Source organism: Nocardia sp. NPDC050712 (genome assembly GCF_040654295.1).
Classification (GTDB): domain Bacteria; phylum Actinomycetota; class Actinomycetes; order Mycobacteriales; family Mycobacteriaceae; genus Nocardia.
The window spans coordinates 365859-388709 of sequence record NZ_JBFAHT010000002.1; the positions used below are offsets into that span (position 1 = coordinate 365859).

Below are 22851 nucleotides of genomic sequence, written 5' to 3' on the forward strand. Positions count from 1 at the left end.
ACCGCGCCGCGATGAGCGTCCTCATCGCCCTGCGGTAGAAACGCCCCGCCGAGGTCCCCCCGATGCGGCCCGCGGGGCGCGATGATGAGCCGATGGCGACCACCGAGATCTTCCCCGTGAACTGGAAGGACGAGCCGCAGGAGCACGACTACCCGGCGGCCGCGGACTATTTGGAATTGCTGGCGACCACCGAGGTCGTCGAGGCCGTGCTGGCGGATCTGCGGACCGCGCCGATCGTCTACAAGAAGGCCAAGGACATTCTGCGGGCCGCGGGGCTGGAGTTGCTCTCGGCCGAGAATCCGCACGTCCGCCGGGACCTGGTCAAGATCAACAACCGCAAGTCGCTGTCTCCGATCCTGCTGGTGCGCGGCGATTTCCGGGCTGGCGTCCCGCTCGTGATCGCCGACGGCTACCACCGTGTCTGCGCCATCCACTGGGCCGACGAGAACATCGCCATCCCGGCCAAGATCGCCGCGCTGCCGCGTCATCCCGCCCACCGATGACCTTCTCCACCCTGGCCCTGGTCATCGCGCTCGGACTGTGCGGACCGCTGCTCGCGGTGCGGCGTTCCTGGCACGTGCCGGTGATTCTGGGTGAACTCGTCGCGGGAATCCTGTTCGGCACCACGGGTTTCGGCATCCTGCACGCTTCCGACCCGCTGTTCACCTTCCTGGCCGATATGGGCTTCGCCCTGGTCATGTTCGTCGCGGGCACCCATGTCCCGGTGCGTGATCCGGCGGTGCGCTCCGCGCTCGGCCAGGGCGCGGCGCGGGCGGTGCTGGTCGGATTGCTCGCCGCCGCAGCGGGTTTCGGTATCGCGCGCTGGTTCGATACCGGGCACGGCGCGGTCTACGCGGTGCTGATGGCGTCCTCGTCCGCGGCGCTGGTGCTGCCGATCACCGATGCGCTGGGGCTGGGCGGGAAACCGCTGCTCGCGTTGACCGCCCAGGTCGCGATCGCGGATACCGCGTGCGTCATCGCGTTGCCCTTGGTGATCGATCCCGCCAACGCGGGTCGCGCGGCCGTCGGCGCCGCCGCGGTGGCGGCCGCGGCCGTCGTGCTGTTCCTGGTGCTGCGCCGTTCGGAGTTGTCGGGGGCGCGCCGCCGGATGCACCGCCTGTCCGAGGATCGCGGATTCGCCTTGGAACTGCGCGTCAGCCTCGCGATCCTGTTCGCCCTGTGCGCGCTGGCCACCCAGACGCACGTTTCGATCATGCTCGCCGGTTTCGCCGCGGGCCTGGCCGTCGCCGGGATCGGCGAACCGCGCCGTGTCGCCCGCCAGCTCTTCGCCATCAACGACGGTTTCCTCGGCCCGCTGTTCTTCGTCTGGCTCGGCGCCCGGCTCGACCTCCGCGAATTCGGTGCGCACCCCCGCCTGATCCTGCTCGGCCTGGCGCTGGGCCTGGGCACGATACTGCTGCACCTCGCGACGCGTGTCACCGGCCAGCCGTTCGCCTACGGCACCCTGGCGGCCGCCCAGATCGGTGTTCCCATCGCCGCCGTCACCATCGGCTCGGAGCTGCACGTCCTGCTACCGGGCGAAGGCTCGGCCCTGATGCTCGGCGCGCTCTGCACCATCGCCGCCGCGGCCTTCGCCGCGGGCCGGATAGCCGCCCGCGCCGCGTGATCCAGCCTCAGGCCTGCGCGGAGTCGTCGGGTTCCGCCGCCCGGAAACGGCGAGAGACGACGACAGCGAGGCCGACCAGTATCCAGACCACGGCGATGGCCAGCACCAGGCCGAGACCGTAATTGCGATCCAGCACAGTCGGATTGGCGGCATCGCCGGCGCGGCCGAGCACCGGCACCGCGAGCGCGAGCAGGGTGACGGTGCAGACCGTGCCCACCAGCGCCGGACCCCACCACGACTCGGGCAGCAGTCGATGCGCCGCGAGTCCGACGGCCGCGCAGAGCGGCGCGAAGACCGCGTCGTGCAACAGGATTCCACCGGCGAACCAGAAGGCGACCGAGATCAGGTCCGTCGTGGTGAAGTCCAGGAACAGGTCGATGCCGTACCAGGCGAGCCCGAGCCCGGACAACGCCAGCAACACCCGGATCGCAGTCATGCGCGCACCTCGATGGTCGAAAGCCATTTGGTCTGCAGCACGCCCGGCCGGCTCGGTGCGATCAGCCGGCACGGGTAGCCGTGATCGATATCGAGATCCGCGCCGTTGAGCCGCAGGGCGACCAAGGTCGAATCGTCGAGGACGTGGGTTTGCGGCAACACGGAGCGGCCGTAGAGCCCGGCCTGCTCCAGTGACCCGAAACGCAGGTCACCACCGGGATATTCGCCGACCGCCGCGAGCAGGTCGCGGACCCGCACGCCGGTCCACTCCGCGGTCGCGCTCCAGCCTTCGACACACGCGATCGGCAGGATCGAGGTGGTCTGGGGGAGCGCCGCGAGCTCGGCGCGGGTGAATGCGCGGGTGCGGTCACCGACGGTCACGGTCAGTCGATAGGCGGCGTCGCGGACGCGTTCGGTGACGCCCGCCGCCGCGGCGGTCCGATTCACCGGAAGTCCCTGTGGCCCAGCGCCGCTGCGCGGGGCGAGTACCGACAGCCGGCGCAGCGGTGTGACGGTCTGCCCGGCGATGGCCAGCCCGGCGACTCCGGCCGCGGCCGCCGCCGCGCCGAGCACCAGCCGCCGCGAGATCGCGTGTGCCCTGGGCGGTTCGGCGGCGAGCGGCCGCGACAAGGCCGTCCGGATGACCGGCAGCTTCACCGCCAGGTGCACCGCGAGCGCGCCGAACGCGACATAGGCCATCGCATAGTGCGCGGCCGGGAAGAAAAATCGCCACAGGTAGAGCTGGGCGGTATTGAACAATCCGGTCACCAGCTGAAAGAAGACCGAACCCACCAGCACCGCGATGGATCCGCGCTCCAGCATCCGGATCGGATTGCCGAGCAGCGGCCGGGCGAACAGGCGCGGGAACACCGACCACAGTTTGACCAGCAGTAGCGGTATCGCCACCACGCCCGAAATGACATGCGCCCCTTGGGTTAACCGATAGAGCCACACGGGATGGGCGGGCCACCAGAACCAGGAGGGTGGATGCTGGATCCAGTGGCTGAGCACGCCGGTGCCGAAGCAGACGGCGATGGCGAGACCGAGCGCGATACCGACCCGGGCGGCCACGGCGGGTGAGCGCCCGGGGGAGAGGTGATCGCTGAGCGACTTCGGAAGTAGCAGATCCGATTCGGGTGTCTCGGTGCTCATCGCCCGACCCGGGTTTCCTCGGTCATCGCAGGGCCCCGGTCGTGAGCCGGGCCGCGGCTGCCGCGAACCGGCCGGTGCTGTGCGCCGCCACCGGGGCGATGTCGCAGACATGGTCGACATCGGTCAGCACGGGCAGCAGGTGCACGGCATAGCCGTTGTCCTGCAAGGCCGATCGGGTCAGCTCGCCGGTGCGGTCGGTGGACATCGGCACGTCGGCGAGCAGCCGGGCGGCCTGGGGGTCGGTGAGGCCGAGGGCCCACCAGCCGCCGTCGGTCGCCGGGCCGAGCACGGTCTCCCCGCAGTCGAGCAACTGCCGCGCCGACGCGGCCAGCAGGGCGGCGTCGGCCTGCGGGGTGTCCATGCCGATCTGCAGGACCGGCAGGCCGGCCCGCGCCGCGTCGGCGTGCGCGCAGGCCAGTCGCTGCCCGAAGTCGGTGCCGCGCTGGGCGAACACCTCGAAATCCTGCAGGGCCGCGTCCAATTCGGCGGCCCGGGCCGCGCGGGTCAGCTCCCCGGTCCAGGCCACCACGACGTGCTGGGCGGTGCTGTCCCGGACCGCGGTCAGGGTATCCAGCAGGGCGGCGGCGGCCAGGTCGGCGGCCTCGGCCGGCGTCAGGGGCGGGGTCAGCCTGGTCTTGGCGAAGCCGGGAATCGGCGCCTTCGCGACGACCAGGACGGTACAGGGGATCATCGAACGCTCCAGAAATCGCGGGCGGCGCGGAAGGTGCCGCGTACTGAACCGGAAACCTTGGACACGCCATGGGTTCGGGGCGCGTAGGTGACATCGCGCTCGCGGACCTGCCAGCCGGCTTCGGCGGCGCGGGCCAGCAGGGCGAGCGGATAGCCGGACCGGGGATGCAACGGGCCCAGCTCCAGCAGCGCGGGCCGCCGGATGACGCGCATGGCGGCCAGGTCCCGCATCTCGAGCCGGTAGCGCCGCCGCAGCCAGGAGGTGAGCACCCAGTTCCCGGCGCGGGCGTGCCACGGCATCGCACCGGGCAGGGGCCGGCGACGGCCCGCGACCATGGTCACGCCGGGCGCGAGATCAGTGACCAGGGTGGGCAATTCGGCGGGATCCATCGATCCGTCACCGTCGAGCACCGCCACCAGATCGGTGTCCGCGGCGCGGACGCCGGCGTGCACGGCCGAGCCGTAGCCCGGTGTGCTCTCCCGGATGACTCTCGCGCCCGCGGCCGCGGCCACCGCCGCGGTGTCGTCGGTGGAGCCGTTGTCCACCACGATCACCCGGTAATCGGCGGGCACCGCCGCGAGCACGCCGGGCAGCGCGCCGGCCTCGTTGCGGCAGGGGATAACGACGGTAACGCGGTATTTGCCTTCGGTCACCCATTGACCGTAAGGCGGCCCGGTGCGAATCGGCCGTTGAAATCGGTGACGAAAGTATGACGTCGAAACAATGGTGCGGACGAGAATCGCGCGCGCGTTTACGGTGCAATAGTGTCGAATTCGTCTGTCTTGATCGCGGGCCGTCGCGACCTGGCCCGCCGTGATGTGTATTGCGCCGCCGCCGCGGCGCTACTGATCGCCGCGGCGATCGTCGTGCCGCTGGCGGCGAGCGCCCACTGGCGTGACCGCGTGTACGCGGCGGCCGCGCCGATCTTCGGCAGCTGGGTTCCGCACCTCGGCTGGGGGACCGGGCCCGCCGTCGTGCTGGCGATAGCGGTGGTGCGCTACGGCCCGCGGCTGGCCGAGACCTGGCCGTGGCGGCGGCTGCTCGGTGCGACCTGGGCGGTGGCGGCGCTGTGGGCGTTCGCCCTCGCCATGGTGGACGGCTGGGAGCGCGGGTTCGCCCGCCGCCTGACCACTTCGCACGAGTACCTGTACGAGGTGCCCGGCGTCGTCGATATCGGCGCCATGCTGCGCGGCTTCTCCGGCCGAATCCTGGACTACCAGCCCGATTCCTGGACCACGCACGTGTCGGGGCATCCGCCGGGCGCCTTGCTCACCTTCGTCTGGCTGGACCGGATCGGGCTCGGCGGTGGGGTGTGGGCCGCGCTGGTCTGCGTGCTGGTCGGCACCAGCGCGGCGGTGGCCGTGGTCGTCGCGATCCGGGCACTGGGCTCCGAGGATCGGGCTCGGGCCGCCGCGCCGTTCCTCGCGCTGGCGCCCGCGGCCGTCTGGCTGGCGGTCTCCGCGGACGCGTTCTTCGCCGGCGTCACCGCCTGGGCGGTCGCGCTGCTGGCGCTGGCGCTGCGGCCCGGGGAACCGCGGACGGCGCTGTGCGCCTTCGCCGCCGGCCTGCTGTTCGGCTTCGGGCTCTACCTCAACTACGGCCTGGTCCTGATGGGGATCCCGGTGGCCGCCGTGCTGCTGGCCCGGGGGTATCGACCCGCGCTGCCCGCGCTCGCGGGCGTCGTGGCCGTGGTCGCGGCGTTCACCGTGTCCGGGTTCTGGTGGCTCGACGGCTATCACCTGGTGGTGCAGCGGTACTACCAGGGCATCGCGACCACACGCCCGGTCGAATACTGGGTGTGGGGTAATCTCGCCGCCACCGTCTGCGTCATCGGGCTGGCGAGTGCCGGTGCCCTGCACCGGCTGCCCGGTGCGCTGGCCGTTCCGTCGTTCCTGGAGATTCGCACGAAACCGGCCGTGGCACTGGCGGAGTGGCGCGCGCGCGTGGACCCGGCCGCACTGCTCGCCACCGCCGGGCTCGCCGCTATCGTCGTGGCCGACCTGAGCCTGCTCAGCAAGGCCGAGACCGAACGGATCTGGCTGCCGTTCGACATCTGGATACTTGCCGCGACCGCGCTGCTGCCGCGCCGGACCGTACCGGGTTGGCTGACGGTGCAGGCGGTGGGCACACTGCTCCTTGTCCATCTCGTCCTGACGAATTGGTGAAATCTGATGCGCGTGCTCATCGCCGACGACGATCCGGTGGTCCGAGAGGTGGTCCGGCGCTACCTGGAACGGGACGGACTCACCGTCGTGGAGGCCGCCGACGGGCCCACCGCGGCGAAAGCCCTCGCGAAACACGACCTGGACCTGGCGGTGCTCGATGTGATGATGCCGCCGCCGGACGGCATCGAGCTGTGCCGCACCGTCCGCGCGGTCGACCAGGATGTCGCGATCATCCTGCTGACCGCGCTCGGCGAGGAAGAGGACCGGGTGATCGGGTTGAGCGCGGGCGCCGACGATTACCTCACCAAACCCTTCAGCCCCCGCGAACTGGCGCTGCGGGTGGCGGCGGTCCTGCGCCGCATCCGCCAGCCCGCCGCCGGCGCCCAGCCGGTATTGCGCAGCGGCGCCATCGAAGTGCACCCCGGCGCCCGCACCGCGCGGGTGGACGGCGTCCCGGTCGAGCTGACCGCCCGCGAATTCGATCTCCTGGCTTTCCTGCTCGCCAACCAGCAGCGGGTGTTCAGCCGTTCGGAACTGCTCGCCCAGGTGTGGGGCTGGAACTTCGGTGACCAATCCACCGTCACCGTGCACATCAAGCGGCTGCGCGCGAAACTCGGCGCGGCGCACGGCATCGACACGGTCTGGGGTCACGGCTACGCCTGGGGCCGGGTCACCGCGAAGGGAGCCGGCGCGTGACGGCCGAGCTGGGCGGTCTGATCGGCTACGCGCTGCTCGGATCGGTGCCGGTGGTGGTGCTGGGCGCACTCGCGCTCCGGCTACTACATAATCACGCGCTGAAAACGAACACCGTTGTCCTGGTGCTGATTCCGGCGATCGCCACGCTCAGCGGCTTCGTCGCGGTCAGTGGCTTGATGTTCAGCGACGAGCTGACCCGCATCGCGATCGTGCTCGCCGTGGTCATGGCGGTGACCGTGCCGGCCGCGGTCGTGCTCGGGCGGGCCCAGGCCCGGCAGATGGTGTGGGAGAAGCAGATGCGCGAGCAGGAGCGCGCCGCCGAACACTCCCGCCGCGAACTGGTGGCCTGGATCAGTCACGATCTACGCACCCCGCTGGCGGGAATTCGGGCGATGGGGGAGGCCCTGGCCGATCGAGTGGTGCGCGAGCCCACCGATATCGAGCGCTACGCGCGCCAGATCGTGCGCGAAACCCATCGGCTCTCCGGCATGGTGGACGACCTGTTCGAGATGTCGAAGATCAACGCGGGCGCGCTGCGGCTGACCCTGGAACCCCTGGACCTGCGCGAACTCATCGACGACGTGCTGGCCGCCAACCAGCCCGCGGCCCATCGCGCACACCTGAACCTGCAAGCCCGCCAGCCGAACTCGGCCATTCCCGTGGCGGGCAGCGATCAGGCGCTGACCCGGGTGCTGACCAATCTGGTGGCCAACGCCATCGCGCACACCCCGCCCGGCGGGCGGATCGAGATCTCGGCCGGTACCGCCGGCGGGCAGGCCTGGACCCGGGTCGAGGACACCGGGCCGGGCATCGCCGAGGCGGACCTGCCGCGCATCTTCGAGGTCGGGTACCGCGGCACCGCGGCCCGGTCGATGGGCGAAACCGCGGGCGGCGGCATGGGATTGGCGATCGCGGCGGGCCTGGTCACGGCGCACGACGGTCAGATCACGGTGGCCAATCGCGATCCCGGCGCCTGCTTCGAGATCCGGTTGCCGCTGGTCACCGCCAGGTCGGCGCACCAGCACTGACCGAGGCCCGCAACGGTGCCATGGCGAACTCGGTGAGCCCTGCCGCCGGGGTGACCGCCGCGTGGAAATCCAGTAGCCGCCTGGCGTTCTCGGGGCTGGCCACGATATGCCGGACGTCACCGGCGCGGTAGTCGCCCGTCACCAGGGGAGCCGGGCCACCGTGCGCCGCGCTGATGATCCGGGCGACCTCGGCGATGCTGATCGGCTGTCCGGAGGCGATATTCAGCGCGAGGAAGCCCGGCCGCGAGGACTCCAGCGCGGCCACGTTCGCCGCCGCGATATCGCTGACGTGCACGAAATCGCGCATCTGCCCGCCGTCTTCGAAGACCCGGGGCGCCACGCCCGCCGCGAGCGCCGACCGGAAGATCGCGGCCACACCCGAGTACGGAGTGTCGCGCGGCATATCCGGGCCGTAGACGTTGTGGTAGCGCAACGCGATCACCGCCGAATCGGTCGCGGTCGCCCACGCGGCGGCGTAATGCTCCTGGGCGACCTTGCTGGCGGCGTACAGGCTGCGCGGCCGCAGCGGCGCGGCCTCGTCGACCGGCGCCCAGTCCAGCGGTTCGCCCGTCGCGGGGTCGAGATGGTCGAACAGGCCCGCGTCGAGGTCGGCGCGAATGCGCGTTGGTGGCGCCGATACCGTGGCAGCACCGGCGCGGTAGCGCCCTTCGCCGTAGACGACCATGGACGAGGCGAGCACCAGGCGCCGGCACCGGGCCCGATCCATGGCGGCGAGCAGCACCGCCGTGCCGAAATCGTTGTGGCTGGCGTAGGCGGGCGCGTCCTGGGCGCTGACACCCGCGCCGACCACGGCCGCCTGGTGGCACACCGCGTCGACGCCGCGCAGGCACGCGTCCAGCGCTTCGGGGTCGCGCACGTCCACCAGGTCGACCCCGTCCGGGAGGTCGGCCTCGTGACCGTGTGCCGCGGCCAGCATGAGGTCGATCGCGACCACCTCGTGGCCGCCGTGCTCGAGCGCGCGCCGGATATGGGAACCGATGAATCCGGCCGCGCCGGTCAGCAGGACGCGCATCACAGAACCGAAGTCGAGAGTGCAGTCATGGTCGTGATTCTGGCCCGCCGCAATCGAATTCGCAGCCGTTGGGCGGCCGATTATCGGGTCCGTAAGAATTCGGTCACATTTGCCGGGAGAATTCGGGATCGGTCACCGATCGGTAATATTTGCCGGTCGGATTCTGGGCAATGCTGGTAGTGACAATGTTCCGGAAGAGGCAGGAGGCCGGTATGCCGGTGACCGTCGCCGATCGAGTGCGCTCCCGGATCGATCGGTTCGAGGTGGACCGGTTACGGGGCGCATGGGGCGGGCGCGATCTGCTGCGCTCGCGCGCACCGGGTCCGGGCGACGTCGCGGTGTGCAGCAACGACTATCTGGCGCTGGCGGGTGATGCCCGGATCGCCGCGGCGATGGGCGCGGCGCTGACCGTGTCGTGCGGTCAGGCAACGCGGCCGGTGCTGGAGACGGCGCTGGCCCGGCACATGGGTGCGGCCGCCGGGATACTGTGCCAGTCCGGCTGGGAAGCCAATGTCGGTCTGTTACAGGTACTTTCCGATCGCTCGACACCCGTCTACCCGGATCGCGCCGCCCACGCGTCGCTGTGGCAGGGAGCGCGAATGGCAGGCGCGCCGTTGCACCCGTTCCGGCACAACGATTCCGGTGACCTCGCCGAACTGATCCACCGGAACGGTCCCGGAATCATCGCCGTGGACGCGATTTACAGCACTTCGGGGAGCCGCAGCCCGCTGGTGCGGCTGTGCGAGCTCGCGGAATCGACCGGAAGTCTGCTGGTCGTCGACGAATCGCACGCGCTCGGTGTCGAGGGCGCGCACGGTGCGGGCCTCGTCGCCGCCTCCGGATTGACCGATCGAGTCTGCTTCCGCACCGCCAGCCTGGCCAAAGCCTTCGTCGGACGCGCCGGGTTCGTCGCGACGAGCGACCCGCGGTTCGGCGACTACTTCCGCTCCGAATCCCACCCCGCGATCTTCTCGACCACGGTCGGCCCGCACGATATCGCGGGTCTGGCCGTGACCCTGGACCTCATTCGGGCCGCTGATGACCGCCGGAGTCGACTGCGCGAGATCGCCGCGACTGTCCGATCCGCTCTCACCGCGCTGGACTTCGACCTCGAGGATTCCAGCAGTCAGATCGTCTCGCTGCACACCGGGCCCGCCGCCCACGCCTTCGCGGTGCGCGACGTCCTGGAGAGCCACGGCGTCCTCGGTTCCGTCTTCGCGCCGCCCGCGACGCCCGACGATCGCACCCTGATCCGGCTATCCCTGCACGCGGGTCTCACCGACGACGAAGTCACCCGCCTGGTCGCCGCGTGTGCGGCCACCACGATGCTGCTCGCTCACCAGCGGTAATCGAGGAACTTGCCGTCGAAGGTGACCACGACCCGGTCGCCGTCCGGGTCGGGGCGCCGGCTGATGTCGACGGTGAAATTGATGGCGCTCATGATGCCGTCCCCGAACTCCTCGTGGATGAGGGCCTTGAGCGCGGGGCCGTAGACGTTGACGGCCTCCACGAAGCGGTACACGGTCGGGTCGGTCATGATCGCGGGATCGGCGATGCGGGCGGGCTGCTGGCGCAGTGCCTCGGCGACGGTGTCGTCCAGTTCGAGCAGTGCGCAGAGGGTCGCGGCCTGCTCGGCGGTGAGCGGATGGCGCCCGAGCAGTGCGGCCGTGGCCCAGACCAGCGGCGCGTCGATGGCCGTCGCGAGTTCGGCCCAGGTGTGGCCGCCGCGGATGCGCGCCGCGTCCACGAGTCCGGCCGCCTCGGTCTTGCTCATGATCGGTGTCATCGAAATCTCCTGTCTCGGTGCGAACTCCGCCACCCTGCCACAGCGGCAGTGGTATACCACTATCGGAAACATACTGTTCACGATGCCTGCGGCGACCTGGGAGTTCTTGCCGCACTGTGAGGTTCGGGAAACATTCGGGCGTCCGCGCGGTCATGGCGGAGCAACAACCGGTGTCCAGAATCGGCGTATTCCCGCCCCGATCGAAGGACACGCATGTCGTATCTCAAACCCTCGGAGTTCGTCGTCAAGATGGTGGACGCCGGACAGGACAAGGCGCTGATGTCCACCCGGGACACCGTGATTCGCGCCTACATGGCCGGTGCGATCCTCGCGCTGGCCGCCGCGTTCGCCGTCACCATCACCGTCCAGACCGGGGAACCGCTGCTCGGTGCGGTGCTATTCCCGGTCGGCTTCTGCCTGCTGTATCTGCTCGGCTTCGACCTGCTCACCGGAGTGTTCACCCTGGTGCCGCTGGCCTGGATAGACAAGCGGCCCGGTGTGAATCTGCGGGCCATGCTGCGCAATTGGGGCCTGGTGTTCCTGGGCAACTTCGCCGGAGCGTTCACCGTGGCGGTCATGATCGCGATCATCGTGACCACGGGGTTCGCCATGGATCCGAACGAGGTCGGGCAGAAGCTCGGCGCGATCGGCGAGGCGCGCACGCTCGGCTACGCGGAGTACGGCGCCTCGGGCATGCTGACCCTGTTCATCCGTGCGGTGCTGTGCAATTGGATGGTCTCGACCGGCGTGGTCGCCGCCATGATGTCGACGTCGGTGTCGGGCAAGGTGATCGCCATGTGGATGCCGATCATGCTGTTCTTCTACATGGGATTCGAGCATTCCATCGTCAACATGTTCTTGTTCCCCTCCGGGCTGCTGCTCGGCGGTGACTTCTCGATCGCGGACTACCTGCTCTGGAACGAGATCCCCACGGTGCTGGGCAATCTCGTCGGCGGGCTGACCTTTGTCGGCCTGACGCTCTACACGACGCACGGCCGGACCGCTGCCGAGCGCCAGGCGCGGGAACCGGTGCCGTCGACTCAGCCGTAAGTCGTTGTCTGCCCGCCGTTCTCGCCGGATGTCTCGGGGTGCAGCAGCCGCTGCGGGCCGGCGCCGTTCTCGGCGAGACTGTCGCTCGGGTTCAGGACGTAGCAGCGGCGCAGGGAGAGGCAACCGCAGCCGATGCAGTCGGTGAGCTCGCGTTGCAGCTGTTCGATTTCCCGGCGCCGCGCCTCGAGGTGGTCGCGCCAGCGCCGGGAAATGCGATCCCAGTCGCGCTTGCTCGGCATGTGGTCCTCGGGCAGGCTCGCGAAGACCTCGGCCACCTCGGCGAGCGGGATGCCGAGCCGTTTCGCGAACAGCACCAGCGAGAGCCGACGTAAGACGTGCCGGGGATAGCGCCGCTGATTGCCCGAGGTGCGGATCGAGGAGATCAAGCCCTGGTCCTCGTAGAAGCGCACCGCCGAGGTCGCCACGCCCGCGCGCTTGGCGAGATCGCCGATGGTGAGCAGATCGGTCGGCGTCTGTTTCATGCGAATCTCTCGGTTGACTTCAATAGTGCTTTAAGTTTTACGGTAGTTCATTGTGACTGCAACCTCCTCGAATAGTGCTGTGACAGCGCCGAATGCGCCCGCCACCGGCGCCGGCCGGTGGTCGGAACTGTTTTCCGGACCGCAGCTCGCGACGGTGCTGATCCTCGCGGGCGGCGTCGCGCTGTATGCGATGAACCTGTACTTCACCGCCGCGCTGATGCCCTCGATCGTCGACGAGATCGGCGGGGACCGGTACTACGCCTGGGTCGCCACGGGGTTCCTCATGGCGGCGGTGATCGCGTCCATGCTGGTCAGCCGGATCCTCGGGTCCTGGGGCGCCGCGACCGCCTACCTGACGGCGTTCCTGGTGTTCGCCGCCGGCGCGGCGATCAACGCGCTGAGCCCGACCATGGAGTTGCTCATCGCGGGCCGGGTGGTCCAGGGCTTCGGCGGCGGACTACTCGCCGGGCTCGGCTATGCCGTCATCAGAACCGCACTGCCGGAACGTCTCTGGGCCCGCGCCGCCGGACTGGTGTCGGCCATGTGGGGTGTCGGGACGCTGATCGGCCCGGCCTCGGGCGGGGTCTTCGCCGAGCTCGGCGCGTGGCGGTGGGCCTATGTGCTGCTGCTGGTGGTCGCGGTGGTGCTGGCCCTGCTCACGCGGCGGGCGCTGCCGCGCGGCGCCGGCGCCGCGCCCGATCGGACTCCGCTGCCGGTGGTCTCGCTCGTACTGCTCACGCTGGCGGCCGCGGCATTCAGTCTGAGCTCCACGGTGTCGCCGGGTGTGCCCACGGCGCTCGCGCTGGGCGTGGGTGTGCTGCTCCTCGCCGCGTTCCTGGTGATCGAGGCCAAGGGGCCGCGCAGTGTGCTGCCCAAGCTGACCTACCGGCGCGGCGGTTCGCTGAAATGGGTCTACCTGACCGTCGCCGCGCTGTGCGCGGGCGTGATGACCGAGAACTTCATTCCGCTGTTCGGTCAGCAGCTCGGCGGGCTCTCGCCGCTGATCGCGGGCCTGCTGGGCGCGGCGCTCTCGATCGGCTGGGTGGCGGCCCAGGTCGTCAGCGTGGGGCTCGCCGCGCCGGGTGCGCGCCGGGCGGTGCGGGTCGCGCCCGTTCTGCTCACCGGCGGGCTCCTGACCTACGGTCTGCTCCAAGCCGACGCGGCGTCGGGCCCGCGGGTCATCCTGTGGGCTCTCGCGCTGTTCGTCGCGGGCACCGGTATCGGCCTGGCCTTCCCGCATCTGAGCGTGGCGGCCATGCGGAGCACCGAGGAGGCGGCGGAGGGCGCCAAGGCCGCTGCCGCCTTGAACACCACGCAGCTGATCACCTACGCGGTGTGCGCGGCGATCGCCGGCACGCTGATCAGGATCGGCGAGGGCTCCATGGTCGATTCGGCGCGCTGGATGGCCATCGGTATCGCGGTGCTCACCGCCCTGGGTGCGGTGACCGCCGTGCTGGCGACGCGTGATCGGGCGTAGAAACTCAGGTGCCGGTACTGGGCGGGACCGTGATGCAGAACGGATGCCCTGCCGGATCCAGGAGTACCCGCCAGCGATCGGGTGCGGGCTGGAAATCCGCTTTGACCGCGCCGATCTCGATCGCCGCCTGTTCGGCGTGATCGAGATCGGCGACGAAGAGATCGAGATGCATCTGCTTGGGTACCTGATTGCCGGGCCAATCCGGCGGCGTGTGATCCGGCACCAGCTCGACCGTCAGCGTCACGCCGTCGCCCCGCAGGATCACCAAGTCATCGGATTCGTACCGGACACTGAAATCCAAGAGGTCGCGATAGAACTGCCCGAGCCGATGCGGGTCTTTACTGTCCAGAGAAATCGCGCCAAATCTAGCTATCACGGCCATACTTCCCCCTGCCGAGTTCGCGCCCCGCTGCTCCCGAGGTCGCTACCATTCGTACCACGGTGGCGGGGCCGCCGCAGCGCTCACAACGGCCGGTCACTCCGAAACACAGTGCAATTACTCGCAATTCGGGCCATGTCCCACACTGAAGGGAGTCGAGTGTCTCGGCTGATCCCCGAACTGATCTGTTCCGATCTCCCCGCCAGCCTGGCCTTCTATCGAGTGCTGGGATTCCGGGTTCGCTACGAGCGCCCGCTCGAACGGTTCGCCTATCTCGAACGCGAGGGGGCCGAACTCATGCTGGAACAGCCGCTGCGTCACGATCGGCTTTATCCCCGTGTGGAATTGGTCCATCCGTATGGGCGAGGTATCAACCTCACCATCGATGTGGATGACGTCGGTCAGGTGCACGCGGCTGTTCGCGCCACCGGCAGGGAGCTGTATCTGCCGTTGGAGGAACGGTGGTACGACCGTGCGACCGACGCTGTCGGTGTGCGCCAATTCGCCGTGCAAGATCCGGACGGCTATCTGCTGCGCGTCTCCCAGGATCTGGGGACGCGCCCTCGATAGGTCAGTCGTCGCCCCAATGCTGGTGGGCGGCAACGCCGTTGGCGGCGAGCCAGGTGACGGGGTCGATCTTGTCGCCGTCCTCGTCCCAGATCTCGAGGTGCAGGTGCGGGCCGGTGGACTGGCCGCGGCTGCCGACCGAGGCGATCACCTCACCGGCCTCGACGCGCTGACCGGCGTGCACGTAGTAGTCGTTGACGTGGCCGTAGACCGCGATGGTTCCGTCGTCCTGCTGCACGCGCACCCACTGGCCGAAGCCGGAGGCCGGGCCGGCTTCGATGACGGTGCCGCCCATCGCGGAGTGGATGGGGGTGCCGAGCGCGTCGGCGATGTCGACGCCGTAGTGGAATCCGCCCCAGCGGCTGCCGAATTCGGAGCTGATCTGGCCGCCGACCGGCAGTACCGCGGGTGCGGACGGCGCCGCGGCGGCCGGGGGTGCGATCAGGGGCGTGGCCTGCTGGTGCAGGTTCTTGACGATCTGTTCGGCCTGGGCCAGGGGCACCGCGATCTCCGCGGGGAGCCCGGCGAATCCGAACGGCGCCGCCGGGTCGGGCGCGGGCGCCGGTTGCGGCTCGGCGATCTCCGGCGCGGGTTGCTCGGCGACCACCGGTGCGGGAGCCGGGGCCGGCGGCAGGGCCGGAGCGAGGGAGGACAACCACCGCAGACCCGCGTCCAGGGGATTCTCGACGCCCTGATCCGTCGGCGGCAACGGCGCGGCGGCCGCGGTGGCGGGCGACATCTGGGCGACGGTGCCGAGCAGCGCCCCCGCCGCGACGGCAGTGCCCGCGGCGACCCTGAATCGACCGGTATCGGCGCGATGGCTGGCTGGTTGATCACCGCCCAGATCGCCGAGTAGATCCTGAACGGACAGGGAACCGGGAGTGACACGGTGCTGCGGCATAGCTGGTCCTAGCGTCGAACATGGTGGGCCGCCGCCGCTTTGGGCTTACCGCGAAAGGTAACGCACCGGTGCTTAGGCCGTGACAGAAACTGTACCGGCCCGTAGCCGTGTCGTGGCGTGTTCCGGCGAGGCCGACCGGAAGCGTCAGCGGCGCGCTCAGGCCGGATCGGTCACCGGCCGGTGCTCCCGCAATTGCCGACGCGACGAAATGCCCAGCTTCCGGAACACCTTTCGCAGGTGATAGTCGACGGTGTTGGGACTGACGAACAGGGTGGCGGCGATCTCGGCATTGGTGCCGCCGGCCGCGGCAAGGGTGGCGACCTGGGATTCCTGGACCGTCAGCCGCGCCCACGGCGTCGGCTCGGCGAGCGGTGCGGACTGCTCGCCGAGGGCGGCGAGTTCGCGCCGGGCGCGTTCGGCGAAGGCGGTCGCGCCCGCGCGGAGGAATCCCGCACGGGCGCGCTGTAATTGGCTACCCGCGTCGTTGCGCCGCCGGCGGCGGCGTAGCCATTCGCCGTACAGCAGGTGGGTGCGATCCAGATCGCCCGGCGTATCCGTGGTCGCGAGCAGCTCCAGCGCGGATGCGAAATAGCGTTCGGCCGAAGCGGTTTCGTCGATCAGAGCCAAGCATCGGGCGCTGATGCCCAGCGCCCACGGCGCCTGGTTGGCAGTGGCGATGCGGGTCAGTTCCTCGGTGGCTCGGCGGGCCTCGGCGAGATGTCCACTGCGGACGGCGGCTTCGACGAAGTCCGGCAGGTGGCGGGCCCGCACCTGGAGGAACGCGTACTGCTGTGACATCGTCAACTCGGCGTAGGCCGCCTCGTAGCGCCCCTCGGCGAGATCGCGCCCGGCGAGTGCGTGCACGGCGGCGGTGTTCACCCCGGCGAACCCGGCGGCGAGGGTCGCCTCCGCGATCTGCTCGACCAGTTCGCGGGACTCGCCCGTCCACGCCAGGTAGGGGCTGTTGATGACATGCTCGGCGGGATATCCCATGGCGCGGCGGGTTTCGCGCACCCGCTCGAGCACCCGGCCCGCCGACACCACATCGGCGCGGTCCAGATCGGTCAGCGACCGCATCCACAGATACGTATCCAGCGCCTTCAGCGCGCCACTCGTGACCGCCATCTGCTCGCTCTGCTCGAGGTGCCGGTCTCGGGCGCGCTCGTCCCACAAAGCCGTGGTCAGGGCGACCCCGGCGGTGCCGAACAGCAGGATGCGCGAATCGTCCAGCGCGGCCATGGCCGCGACCGCGGCGCGCATAGGCCCGATCGCCTCGGCATACGGTTCCAGGATCAGCGCGGACAGGCCGGTGAGCACGATGCCGAAGACTCCGTCGTCACCCGCGGCGGCACTGCGCATCCGCTGCCCGAGTTCGGTCACGGTGGTGGCGAGCATGAGTCTTTCGACGACCTGCGCGACATCGAAGGCCCGCAGCAGCGCGAGTTGCTCGCGTTGCGGGTCCACTCCGTGAAAGAGGTCGGCCGCGTCCGCGAGATGCGCGGCCGCGTAGGGCAGGACATCGCCCTGCGCCAGGAATGTCGCCAGCGACGCGCGCAGCATCAGCTGCCGTCCCGCCAGCACCGGATCGGGGTTGCCGGAGTCACCGGCCCGCGCCAGCAGATTCAACGCGAACTGACCGGCCCCGGCCTCGGCGGCCGATTCGGCCGCGCCGAGCAGGCGTTCGTGCCGGTCGGCGGGATGCACGCTGAGGTCCGCCGCGCGGCTCAGCAGACTCGCCTGGGAGATCAGGCCGCCGCGCCGCGCTGCCCGCTCGGCCGCCTCCGCCAAGCGCGCCGCCACCCGGTCGTCGGGTCGCGCCGCGGCCTCGGCGGCATGCCAGGCTTCCACATCCCGCAGGTCGAGGGCCGCGGCCGCCCGCGCCAGCGCGGCGTGCACGCGTCGCCGGTCGGCGGCCGGCGGCCGGCGCCGCACCGTAGATGGCGGCGCGCACCAGCGGGTGCCGGAACCGCACCGTGCCCTCGATGATCACCAGCCCCGCGGAATCGGCCGATTCGCCCGCGCTTTCGGCGAGGCCGAGCGTGTGCACCGCGCGATCGATCAGCCGGAGATCTCCGATGGATTCGGCGGCCGCCACCAGCAACCACTGCTGTGTAGCCGCGGGTAAGGCCCGGACCTGCCGTTGATAATGCTGCTCCAGCCGGCGACCGGCACCGACGGTGGAGGGTAGGAACGACGAATCCGACAGCCGACGCGTGCCGAGATCATGTGCGAGGTCGGTCAAGGCCAGCGGGTTTCCGCCGACCGCGTCCACGATGCCCGCGGCGATGCGCGGGTCGAAGGCGACGCCCAGCCGATCGGTGAGCAATTCGACGGCCGCCGTGCGATCGAGCTCCGGCACCTCCCGGACGGCGACGCCGCCGAGATGCACGTCCACCTCGGCGTCCGGGCGGGAGGCGAACAGCACCAGCACCGCGTCCGCGTGCATCCGGCGCGCCGCGAAACCCAGGGCGTCCAAGGATTCCCGGTCCACCCACTGCGCGTCGTCGATGACGCACAGCACCGGCCGCTCGCGCGCGGTCAGGGTGAGCAGGCCCAGTAGCGCGCGCCCGACCAGGAAGCGGTCGGGGACCGGGCCGGGCCGATGCCCCATGGCGACGTTCAGCGCCTCCCGTTCCCGCTCCGGCAGATCCTCGGCATCGGTGTCGAGCGCGGCCAGGAGCCGCTGGACGGCGGTATAGGGGAGGGCCTGCTCCACCTCGTAGCCGTCCGCGCGGAGCACGCGGAACCCGCCGGCCCGTCGGATCGCGGCGGCCAGCAGCGCGGTCTTGCCGATGCCGGGATCGCCGAGCAGTCGCAACGTGTGGCCGATCCCGTTGCGCGCGGCGGTGATCAGCGCGAACAGTTTCTCCAGCTCGGCGGCGCGGCCGACGAGAACCTCGGACTCGCTGGTCACGATTGCGCTCCCGATCGCCGCCTGACGGACATCGAAATCTCCCTCCGTGCGCAGTCCTGGAGCGCGCAGCATAGAGCCCTGGCGGGCGCCCGACTGTGCCGAGCGTGCACGGGTTTTCGCCGCAACGTGCACGCCCACCGATCAGGCGGGCCCGGGCGCGTCCTCGGCCGCGAGCCGCCGCCACTGCCTGGGTGTCATGCCGTAGGCGAGCAGGAATCGACGGGAGAAGTGGGACTGGTTGCGAAAGCCCCACCCCGCCGCGATCGCGGCGATGGAACGGTGCCGCGTCTCGGGCCGCGCCAGATCCGACCGGATCCGCTCCAGGCGCTCCCCGATGATCCACTGGGCCAGGCCGACATCGGCGGCAGCGCAGACCTTGTACAGATAGCGCACCGAAACATGGTGGGCCCGGGCGATACTCGCGGCGTCGAGATCGGGGTTCCGGAGATTCCCGTGCACGTACCCACGGATCTGGTCCAGCAGCACCCGATCCGGAAGGACCGCCGCGCCACTGTGCGGCCGGTCCGCCGAAAGTAGCAGTCCGCGAACGAGTTCCAGACTCGCGGACCCGGCCGGCCCGGCGGCGGGACTCGGGCTCAGCCCGTCCGCCGAGGTTGTCAGCGCGACGATGTGCCCCGCGACGAGCGAGTAGAGCGGGCTGTCACGTACCAGCGGCGCGGCGCGGCGAATCAGGTGCTCCGGCAGGTCGAGCTGATCCAGCGGCACGTACAGGCAGGTCGACGCGCCGCGGGCGCTCCAGCGGAAATCGTAGGGTGCGTTGAGATTCATGACATGGAGCGCGCCCACCGGAACGGTGTGCTGTGCGCCGAGCTGCTCGTAGCGGCCCAGGCCGGTTTGCTGGACCGCGATCGCGAGCATCGGCGCCTCGAACGCGCGCACCTGGCGGGCTGTCCGCCGGAGCCGGATCCCGGACATCTCGGCCCGGAAGATGCTGACCGTTCCGAATTCCCACATCTCGAACACCCCGTGCACCACGCCGGCGGGGTCCTCGTGTTCGACATGCGAAGGCACCGACGCGGTCTGCATCGCATCGCAGATGGCGTCGGCCCGTTCGCGCGGGGGGAGCGGCCGGGTGTCGAAAACTATGGTCACGGTCGCCTCGACCGGTGGAGCTGTGCAGACATGGTCAGCAGATTCTGACAGCCAGCACGGGTCCGGTCGAGGTCGCCGTCGGTCGATATCGTGTGGTCAGGCGCGGATCACGCGGATCGGCTCAGCGTGTCCCGGTGACCGCCGCCTCGATGGTGTCGGCGACGGGCACCGGCTGGGAGACCAGCGAGGCGTGCGAGGCATCGATCTCCGCGGTGTGGCCCGGTGCGGCGCGCGAGGCCATGAACCGCTGGGATGCCGGGGGAATCACCTTGTCCTGCTTGGAAACCAGATACCAGCTGGGTGTGGTGGCCCAGGAGGGCGTACCGCTGGGTTCGAGGTTGGCCACCAGGGAGGCCGACCGCTGATGCTGGAACATGGTCGCGGCGGTGTCGGCGCTGACATCCGGGGCGAAGATGTCGTGGAAATACGGTTCGGCGATGTAGCCGTCCAGGCCCGCGCCTTCGGGCCGGACCTGGAGTGCGGGCGGCAGGATCTGGCTGCCGGGGAACTGGATCGGGCTGAGCAGGCCCTGCACGAATTCGCCCGCGGCGAGGGCGAACGCGGTGATGTAGACGTTGGCCCGCACCTTCGAATCGTGGGTATTGGTGATGACCGCGCCGCCGTAGGAGTGCCCGACGAGCACGACCGGCCCGTCGATGCCGTCCAAGGTGCGCTGCACGACCTGGGCGTCACTGCTGGGGCCGCGCAGCGGGTTGTCCACGGTGACCACGCGATAGCCGCGACCGCGCAGTTCGGCGGCGACGCCGTCCCAGCTGGTCGCGTCCGCGAACGCGCCGTGCACCAACACGATGGTGGGGTCGTCCGGTGCGGCGCTCGCGGTGCCGGCGACGGCCGGTCCCGTGGCGATCGCGGCGGCGGCCAGCAAGGCCACTAGTCGGCGGTTACGGGGTGACTTCGACATGATTTATCGCCCTTTCGGTGGTGTCGTACTAGGCGTGCGGGTTGCGGGTCGTCGCGTGGTCGAGCGCCCAGGTGAGTGCGTAGTCCGCGATCTCCTCCCAGCCGTTCTGGCTGACCAGGCGGTGGGAGCGGCCGGGAAATTCGACGCGCTCCACCAGCGCGGTGCCCGCGGCGTATTTGCGCAGGGCCGCCTTCTGAATCGCGGGTGGTGCGACGTGGTCGATCTCGCCGGAGATCAGCAGCAGCGGCGCCCGGTCGGGTTTGCGGAAGTCGACGGCGGTGATCCCGGACTTCCCCTTCGGCAGTGACAGCACGCCCTCGAAGAACACCCGGTTGGCGGAGTTGACCGCGCTCGCCTCCCATTCGCGGTCGGACTCGGCTCGGCTGAGGTCGTTGCCGAAGGTGTAGTGGAAATGGCCCTTGGAGATCGGGTTCGCCTTCCCGCGGCGGAACGGATTCGACAGGATCGGCAAGCCCGTGCGCAGCGTAGAGAACGGTAGCGTGAGGATGCCCGCGGGCTGGCCGGGGGCGACGCCGACGCCGGCGATGCCCAGGCCGCGATCGAGCAGCATCTGGGTGAAGATCCCGCCGAACGAGTGCCCCATGATGATCGGCGGCTCGGGCAGGGCGCGAATGATGGCGTCGTAGTGGTCGACGATCTGCACGATGCCGACACCTTCGAGACCGCTGGGGTCCGCCCGGACCTCGGCCGGGGTGCGGTTGTCGATGCCCGGCCAGCCGGGAGCGATGACCTCGTGACCCAGTGCCCGGAAGCGTCCGGCCCAGGTGTCCCAGCTCGAGGGTGTCATCCAGAGTCCGTGGACGAGGACGATCGGCGGTGTGCTTGTACTCATGATGATTCTCCGTTACTGCTGGTCAGGAGCGAATGAAGGCTAGTAGGTCGGCGGAAAGTCGCTGTTTCTCGGTGTCCGGAAGTCCGTGTCCGGCACCGGAATACACCTTCAGCTCAGCGCCCGCTACGAGCTTCGCCGAGCGCTGACCGCCGACCTCGAACGGGACGATCTGGTCGTCGTCGCCGTGGATGACGAGGGTCGGCACGGTGATCCCGGCCAGATCGGCGCGGAAATCGGTGGCCGAGAACGCCGCGATGCATTCATAGGCGTTGCGGTGACCCGAGGCGAGGCCCTGCGACCAGAAGGCGTCCCGCACACCCTGCGGGATGTCGCCGGCGCGGTTGTGCCCGAAGAACGGGCCGTCGGCGAGTTCGCGGTACAGCTGCGCCCGCGAAGCGCGTTCACCGGCCCGGATGGTGTCGAAGACCTCGATCGGCAGGCCCTCCGGGTTGTCCTCGGTGCGCAGCATGAACGGCGGTACCGCTGCGACCAGCACCAGTTTCGCCACCCGCGCCGCGCCGTGGCGGCCGAGATAGCGGGTGATCTCCCCGCCGCCGGTGGAATGCCCGACGAGCGTCAGGCCGGTCAGGTCGAGGGTGTCGAGCAGCGTCGCGAGATCGTCGGCATAGGTGTCCATCTCGTTGCCGGTCCACGTCTGTGTCGACCGGCCGTGCCCGCGGCGATCGTGGGCGATCACCCGGCAGCCGTGCTCGGCGAGATAGAGCGCCTGACTTTCCCAGCCGTCGGAATTCAACGGCCAGCCGTGGCTCAGCAGGACCGGGGAGCCGTCGTCGGGCCCCCAGTCCTTGTAGCAGATCCGCGTCCCGTCCTCGGTGGTCACGTAACTCATCGATGTCTCCTTCGATCGAGCCTCTGGTCCGGTACTTCTCGAGAGTCCCGCATCAGTGGGCCGGGCGAATCACGTGAAGGTCGTAGTGCCCGAGGATTGAGACGAAGATCAGCGGGTACCGCAATAGGTAGTCAGCCGTGCGGTTCCCCTGGGAGGTGCTTTGAGCAATGCGTGACCAGGTCGGGCAGGTGATCGCGACGCGGACGGTGACCGACGGCACCCGTCCGGTCTTGATCGAGGTGGGCATGCCGACCCATGCCATGGACGGTATCGGAACTTCCGGGTTCCGGATCGAGGGTTTGGGTGAATTCTCGGCCACGGGGGTCGATGGGATGGCCGCGCTGTACAACGCGCTGGTCGAGGTCGGCGCGGTGCTGGCGCGCGCCAATGACAAGGGTCACGAATTCCCGGTGCGCGACCCCGACACGATGGGGTTTCCCGCCGCACCGAGCCGGGAGCGCGCTCCGCGGCCGACCGCGGACACGGGCGGCCGGGAGGTCATCGCCTTGCGCATCCTCATCACGCACGGCGAGCCGTGCGCGGTCGAGATCGACCGGCCGACCCGGGCGGCGGCGCAGCCGTACTACATCTGCCGGTTCCGCATCGACGGCCGGCGGGAGGCGATCGCCTCGGGCCTGGATGAGGTTCAAGCGCTGCTCACCGCGCTGCGGATGATCGGGGCCTGGCTGATGCTGCCCGCGGACTGGCCGCTGAGCCGGGCCTCCTGATC

Annotated in this window: 25 protein-coding genes; 10 read left to right on the forward strand and 15 right to left on the reverse strand. The window is 70.0% G+C overall.

Going from position 1 to position 22851, the window contains the following annotated elements:
- The first annotated feature begins 107 nt into the window (after positions 1-107).
- Complete coding sequence (locus tag AB0H76_RS12010; protein ID WP_357326108.1) at positions 108-503, forward strand: hypothetical protein; 396 nt, start codon at positions 108-110, stop codon at positions 501-503.
- Entirely contained in the window at positions 500-1627 is a 1128-nt protein-coding gene (locus AB0H76_RS12015; protein WP_357321422.1) for a cation:proton antiporter, read from the forward strand. The genes AB0H76_RS12010 and AB0H76_RS12015 overlap by 4 nt, the downstream gene beginning before the upstream one ends.
- A gap of 7 nt (positions 1628-1634) precedes the next feature.
- Here the strand turns inward: AB0H76_RS12015 and AB0H76_RS12020 are convergent, their stop codons facing one another.
- Genes AB0H76_RS12020 through AB0H76_RS12035 form a run of 4 tightly spaced genes read right to left on the reverse strand, consistent with a single transcriptional unit; the run spans position 1635 to position 4558 of the window.
- The gene (locus AB0H76_RS12020; RefSeq protein ID WP_357321424.1) at positions 1635-2063 is read right to left on the reverse strand and encodes a hypothetical protein; all 429 of its coding nucleotides are present in this window, start codon (positions 2061-2063) and stop codon (positions 1635-1637) included.
- A complete protein-coding gene (locus AB0H76_RS12025; RefSeq protein ID WP_357321427.1) occupies positions 2060-3214 on the reverse strand; it encodes a molybdopterin-dependent oxidoreductase in 1155 nt (384 codons plus the stop codon). Before AB0H76_RS12025 ends, AB0H76_RS12020 begins: the two co-directional genes overlap by 4 nt.
- Positions 3215-3236: 22 nt before the next feature.
- Positions 3237-3905, reverse strand: a complete 669-nt coding sequence (locus tag AB0H76_RS12030) for a DUF2064 domain-containing protein (RefSeq protein WP_357321430.1) — start codon at positions 3903-3905, stop codon at positions 3237-3239.
- Positions 3902-4558 carry a glycosyltransferase family 2 protein gene (locus AB0H76_RS12035; RefSeq protein ID WP_357321433.1) on the reverse strand — a complete coding sequence of 219 codons (657 nt, stop codon included), beginning with the start codon at positions 4556-4558 and terminating at the stop codon, positions 3902-3904. The genes AB0H76_RS12030 and AB0H76_RS12035 overlap by 4 nt, the downstream gene beginning before the upstream one ends.
- Positions 4559-4750: 192 nt before the next feature.
- Here AB0H76_RS12035 and AB0H76_RS12040 point away from each other — a divergent pair, with 192 nt between their 5' ends.
- Genes AB0H76_RS12040 through AB0H76_RS12050 form a run of 3 tightly spaced genes read left to right on the forward strand, consistent with a single transcriptional unit; the run spans position 4751 to position 7794 of the window.
- Positions 4751-6070: a hypothetical protein gene (locus AB0H76_RS12040; RefSeq protein WP_357326112.1), complete on the forward strand. Its 1320-nt coding sequence runs from the start codon at positions 4751-4753 to the stop codon at positions 6068-6070.
- 6 nt (positions 6071-6076) lie between these two features.
- On the forward strand, positions 6077-6766 hold the full coding sequence (locus AB0H76_RS12045; protein WP_357321436.1) for a response regulator transcription factor: 690 nt from the start codon (positions 6077-6079) through the stop codon (positions 6764-6766).
- The gene (locus AB0H76_RS12050) at positions 6763-7794 is read left to right on the forward strand and encodes a HAMP domain-containing sensor histidine kinase (protein ID WP_357321439.1); all 1032 of its coding nucleotides are present in this window, start codon (positions 6763-6765) and stop codon (positions 7792-7794) included. The genes AB0H76_RS12045 and AB0H76_RS12050 overlap by 4 nt, the downstream gene beginning before the upstream one ends.
- On the opposite strand, the gene AB0H76_RS12055 is transcribed toward AB0H76_RS12050, so the two are convergent.
- Entirely contained in the window at positions 7766-8827 is a 1062-nt protein-coding gene (locus AB0H76_RS12055; protein ID WP_357321442.1) for an NAD-dependent epimerase/dehydratase family protein, read from the reverse strand. The two genes, AB0H76_RS12050 and AB0H76_RS12055, sit on opposite strands and share 29 nt — an antisense overlap.
- Before the next feature lie 212 nt (positions 8828-9039).
- Here AB0H76_RS12055 and AB0H76_RS12060 point away from each other — a divergent pair, with 212 nt between their 5' ends.
- Positions 9040-10176, forward strand: coding sequence for an aminotransferase class I/II-fold pyridoxal phosphate-dependent enzyme (locus AB0H76_RS12060; protein ID WP_357321445.1), 1137 nt, complete (start codon positions 9040-9042; stop codon positions 10174-10176).
- Here AB0H76_RS12060 and cynS read toward each other — a convergent pair.
- On the reverse strand, positions 10164-10613 hold the full coding sequence (gene cynS, locus AB0H76_RS12065) for a cyanase (protein WP_357321448.1): 450 nt from the start codon (positions 10611-10613) through the stop codon (positions 10164-10166). The two genes, AB0H76_RS12060 and cynS, sit on opposite strands and share 13 nt — an antisense overlap.
- 213 nt (positions 10614-10826) lie before the next feature.
- On the opposite strand from cynS, the gene AB0H76_RS12070 reads away from it, so the two are divergent.
- Positions 10827-11663, forward strand: coding sequence for a formate/nitrite transporter family protein (locus tag AB0H76_RS12070; protein ID WP_357321452.1), 837 nt, complete (start codon positions 10827-10829; stop codon positions 11661-11663).
- On the opposite strand, the gene soxR is transcribed toward AB0H76_RS12070, so the two are convergent.
- A complete protein-coding gene (soxR, locus tag AB0H76_RS12075) occupies positions 11654-12145 on the reverse strand; it encodes a redox-sensitive transcriptional activator SoxR (protein ID WP_357321455.1) in 492 nt (163 codons plus the stop codon). The two genes, AB0H76_RS12070 and soxR, sit on opposite strands and share 10 nt — an antisense overlap.
- A 79-nt stretch (positions 12146-12224) precedes the next feature.
- Here soxR and AB0H76_RS12080 point away from each other — a divergent pair, with 79 nt between their 5' ends.
- Positions 12225-13622 carry an MFS transporter gene (locus AB0H76_RS12080; protein WP_357321458.1) on the forward strand — a complete coding sequence of 466 codons (1398 nt, stop codon included), beginning with the start codon at positions 12225-12227 and terminating at the stop codon, positions 13620-13622.
- A gap of 4 nt (positions 13623-13626) precedes the next feature.
- Here AB0H76_RS12080 and AB0H76_RS12085 read toward each other — a convergent pair whose 3' ends face one another.
- Positions 13627-14004, reverse strand: a complete 378-nt coding sequence (locus AB0H76_RS12085; RefSeq protein ID WP_357321461.1) for a VOC family protein — start codon at positions 14002-14004, stop codon at positions 13627-13629.
- A 156-nt stretch (positions 14005-14160) separates the two neighbouring features.
- Here AB0H76_RS12085 and AB0H76_RS12090 point away from each other — a divergent pair, with 156 nt between their 5' ends.
- Positions 14161-14571 carry a VOC family protein gene (locus tag AB0H76_RS12090; RefSeq protein WP_357321464.1) on the forward strand — a complete coding sequence of 137 codons (411 nt, stop codon included), beginning with the start codon at positions 14161-14163 and terminating at the stop codon, positions 14569-14571.
- 1 nt (position 14572) lies between these two features.
- On the opposite strand, the gene AB0H76_RS12095 is transcribed toward AB0H76_RS12090, so the two are convergent.
- From AB0H76_RS12095 to AB0H76_RS12125, 7 genes are all read right to left on the reverse strand, one after another.
- Positions 14573-15469: a M23 family metallopeptidase gene (locus AB0H76_RS12095; RefSeq protein ID WP_357321467.1), complete on the reverse strand. Its 897-nt coding sequence runs from the start codon at positions 15467-15469 to the stop codon at positions 14573-14575.
- A 156-nt stretch (positions 15470-15625) separates the two neighbouring features.
- Positions 15626-17029 carry a LuxR C-terminal-related transcriptional regulator gene (locus AB0H76_RS12100; protein WP_357326114.1) on the reverse strand — a complete coding sequence of 468 codons (1404 nt, stop codon included), beginning with the start codon at positions 17027-17029 and terminating at the stop codon, positions 15626-15628.
- A gap of 40 nt (positions 17030-17069) precedes the next feature.
- The gene (locus AB0H76_RS12105; RefSeq protein ID WP_357321470.1) at positions 17070-18383 is read right to left on the reverse strand and encodes an ATP-binding protein; all 1314 of its coding nucleotides are present in this window, start codon (positions 18381-18383) and stop codon (positions 17070-17072) included.
- 141 nt (positions 18384-18524) lie between these two features.
- Positions 18525-19496, reverse strand: a complete 972-nt coding sequence (locus AB0H76_RS12110; protein ID WP_357321473.1) for a helix-turn-helix domain-containing protein — start codon at positions 19494-19496, stop codon at positions 18525-18527.
- Positions 19497-19617: 121 nt separating this feature from the next.
- A complete protein-coding gene (locus tag AB0H76_RS12115) occupies positions 19618-20418 on the reverse strand; it encodes an alpha/beta hydrolase (RefSeq protein WP_357321476.1) in 801 nt (266 codons plus the stop codon).
- Positions 20419-20446: 28 nt separating this feature from the next.
- The gene (locus AB0H76_RS12120; RefSeq protein ID WP_357321479.1) at positions 20447-21271 is read right to left on the reverse strand and encodes an alpha/beta fold hydrolase; all 825 of its coding nucleotides are present in this window, start codon (positions 21269-21271) and stop codon (positions 20447-20449) included.
- A gap of 22 nt (positions 21272-21293) precedes the next feature.
- Entirely contained in the window at positions 21294-22121 is an 828-nt protein-coding gene (locus AB0H76_RS12125; protein ID WP_357321481.1) for an alpha/beta hydrolase, read from the reverse strand.
- Between the two features lie 167 nt (positions 22122-22288).
- Between AB0H76_RS12125 and AB0H76_RS12130 the strand changes: the two genes are divergently transcribed.
- Positions 22289-22849, forward strand: coding sequence for a hypothetical protein (locus AB0H76_RS12130; RefSeq protein WP_357321484.1), 561 nt, complete (start codon positions 22289-22291; stop codon positions 22847-22849).
- The last annotated feature ends 2 nt before the right edge of the window (positions 22850-22851 follow it).

What these genes read in the sequence shown, in the direction of transcription:
- cynS (WP_357321448.1), bottom strand. Translation starts at nt 10,613, where the DNA reads ATGACACCGATCATGAGCAAGACCGAGGCGGCCGGACTCGTGGACGCG.
- AB0H76_RS12125 (WP_357321481.1), bottom strand. Translation starts at nt 22,121, where the DNA reads ATGAGTTACGTGACCACCGAGGACGGGACGCGGATCTGCTACAAGGAC.
- AB0H76_RS12100 (WP_357326114.1), bottom strand. Translation starts at nt 17,029, where the DNA reads ATGCTGCGCGCGTCGCTGGCGACATTCCTGGCGCAGGGCGATGTCCTG.
- AB0H76_RS12085 (WP_357321461.1), bottom strand. Translation starts at nt 14,004, where the DNA reads ATGGCCGTGATAGCTAGATTTGGCGCGATTTCTCTGGACAGTAAAGAC.
- AB0H76_RS12045 (WP_357321436.1), top strand. Translation starts at nt 6,077, where the DNA reads ATGCGCGTGCTCATCGCCGACGACGATCCGGTGGTCCGAGAGGTGGTC.
- AB0H76_RS12130 (WP_357321484.1), top strand. Translation starts at nt 22,289, where the DNA reads ATGCGTGACCAGGTCGGGCAGGTGATCGCGACGCGGACGGTGACCGAC.
- AB0H76_RS12095 (WP_357321467.1), bottom strand. Translation starts at nt 15,469, where the DNA reads ATGCCGCAGCACCGTGTCACTCCCGGTTCCCTGTCCGTTCAGGATCTA.
- AB0H76_RS12025 (WP_357321427.1), bottom strand. Translation starts at nt 3,214, where the DNA reads ATGAGCACCGAGACACCCGAATCGGATCTGCTACTTCCGAAGTCGCTC.
- AB0H76_RS12015 (WP_357321422.1), top strand. Translation starts at nt 500, where the DNA reads ATGACCTTCTCCACCCTGGCCCTGGTCATCGCGCTCGGACTGTGCGGA.
- AB0H76_RS12120 (WP_357321479.1), bottom strand. Translation starts at nt 21,271, where the DNA reads ATGAGTACAAGCACACCGCCGATCGTCCTCGTCCACGGACTCTGGATG.
- soxR (WP_357321455.1), bottom strand. Translation starts at nt 12,145, where the DNA reads ATGAAACAGACGCCGACCGATCTGCTCACCATCGGCGATCTCGCCAAG.
- AB0H76_RS12030 (WP_357321430.1), bottom strand. Translation starts at nt 3,905, where the DNA reads ATGATCCCCTGTACCGTCCTGGTCGTCGCGAAGGCGCCGATTCCCGGC.
- AB0H76_RS12070 (WP_357321452.1), top strand. Translation starts at nt 10,827, where the DNA reads ATGTCGTATCTCAAACCCTCGGAGTTCGTCGTCAAGATGGTGGACGCC.
- AB0H76_RS12060 (WP_357321445.1), top strand. Translation starts at nt 9,040, where the DNA reads ATGCCGGTGACCGTCGCCGATCGAGTGCGCTCCCGGATCGATCGGTTC.
- AB0H76_RS12020 (WP_357321424.1), bottom strand. Translation starts at nt 2,063, where the DNA reads ATGACTGCGATCCGGGTGTTGCTGGCGTTGTCCGGGCTCGGGCTCGCC.
- AB0H76_RS12055 (WP_357321442.1), bottom strand. Translation starts at nt 8,827, where the DNA reads ATGCGCGTCCTGCTGACCGGCGCGGCCGGATTCATCGGTTCCCATATC.
- AB0H76_RS12115 (WP_357321476.1), bottom strand. Translation starts at nt 20,418, where the DNA reads ATGTCGAAGTCACCCCGTAACCGCCGACTAGTGGCCTTGCTGGCCGCC.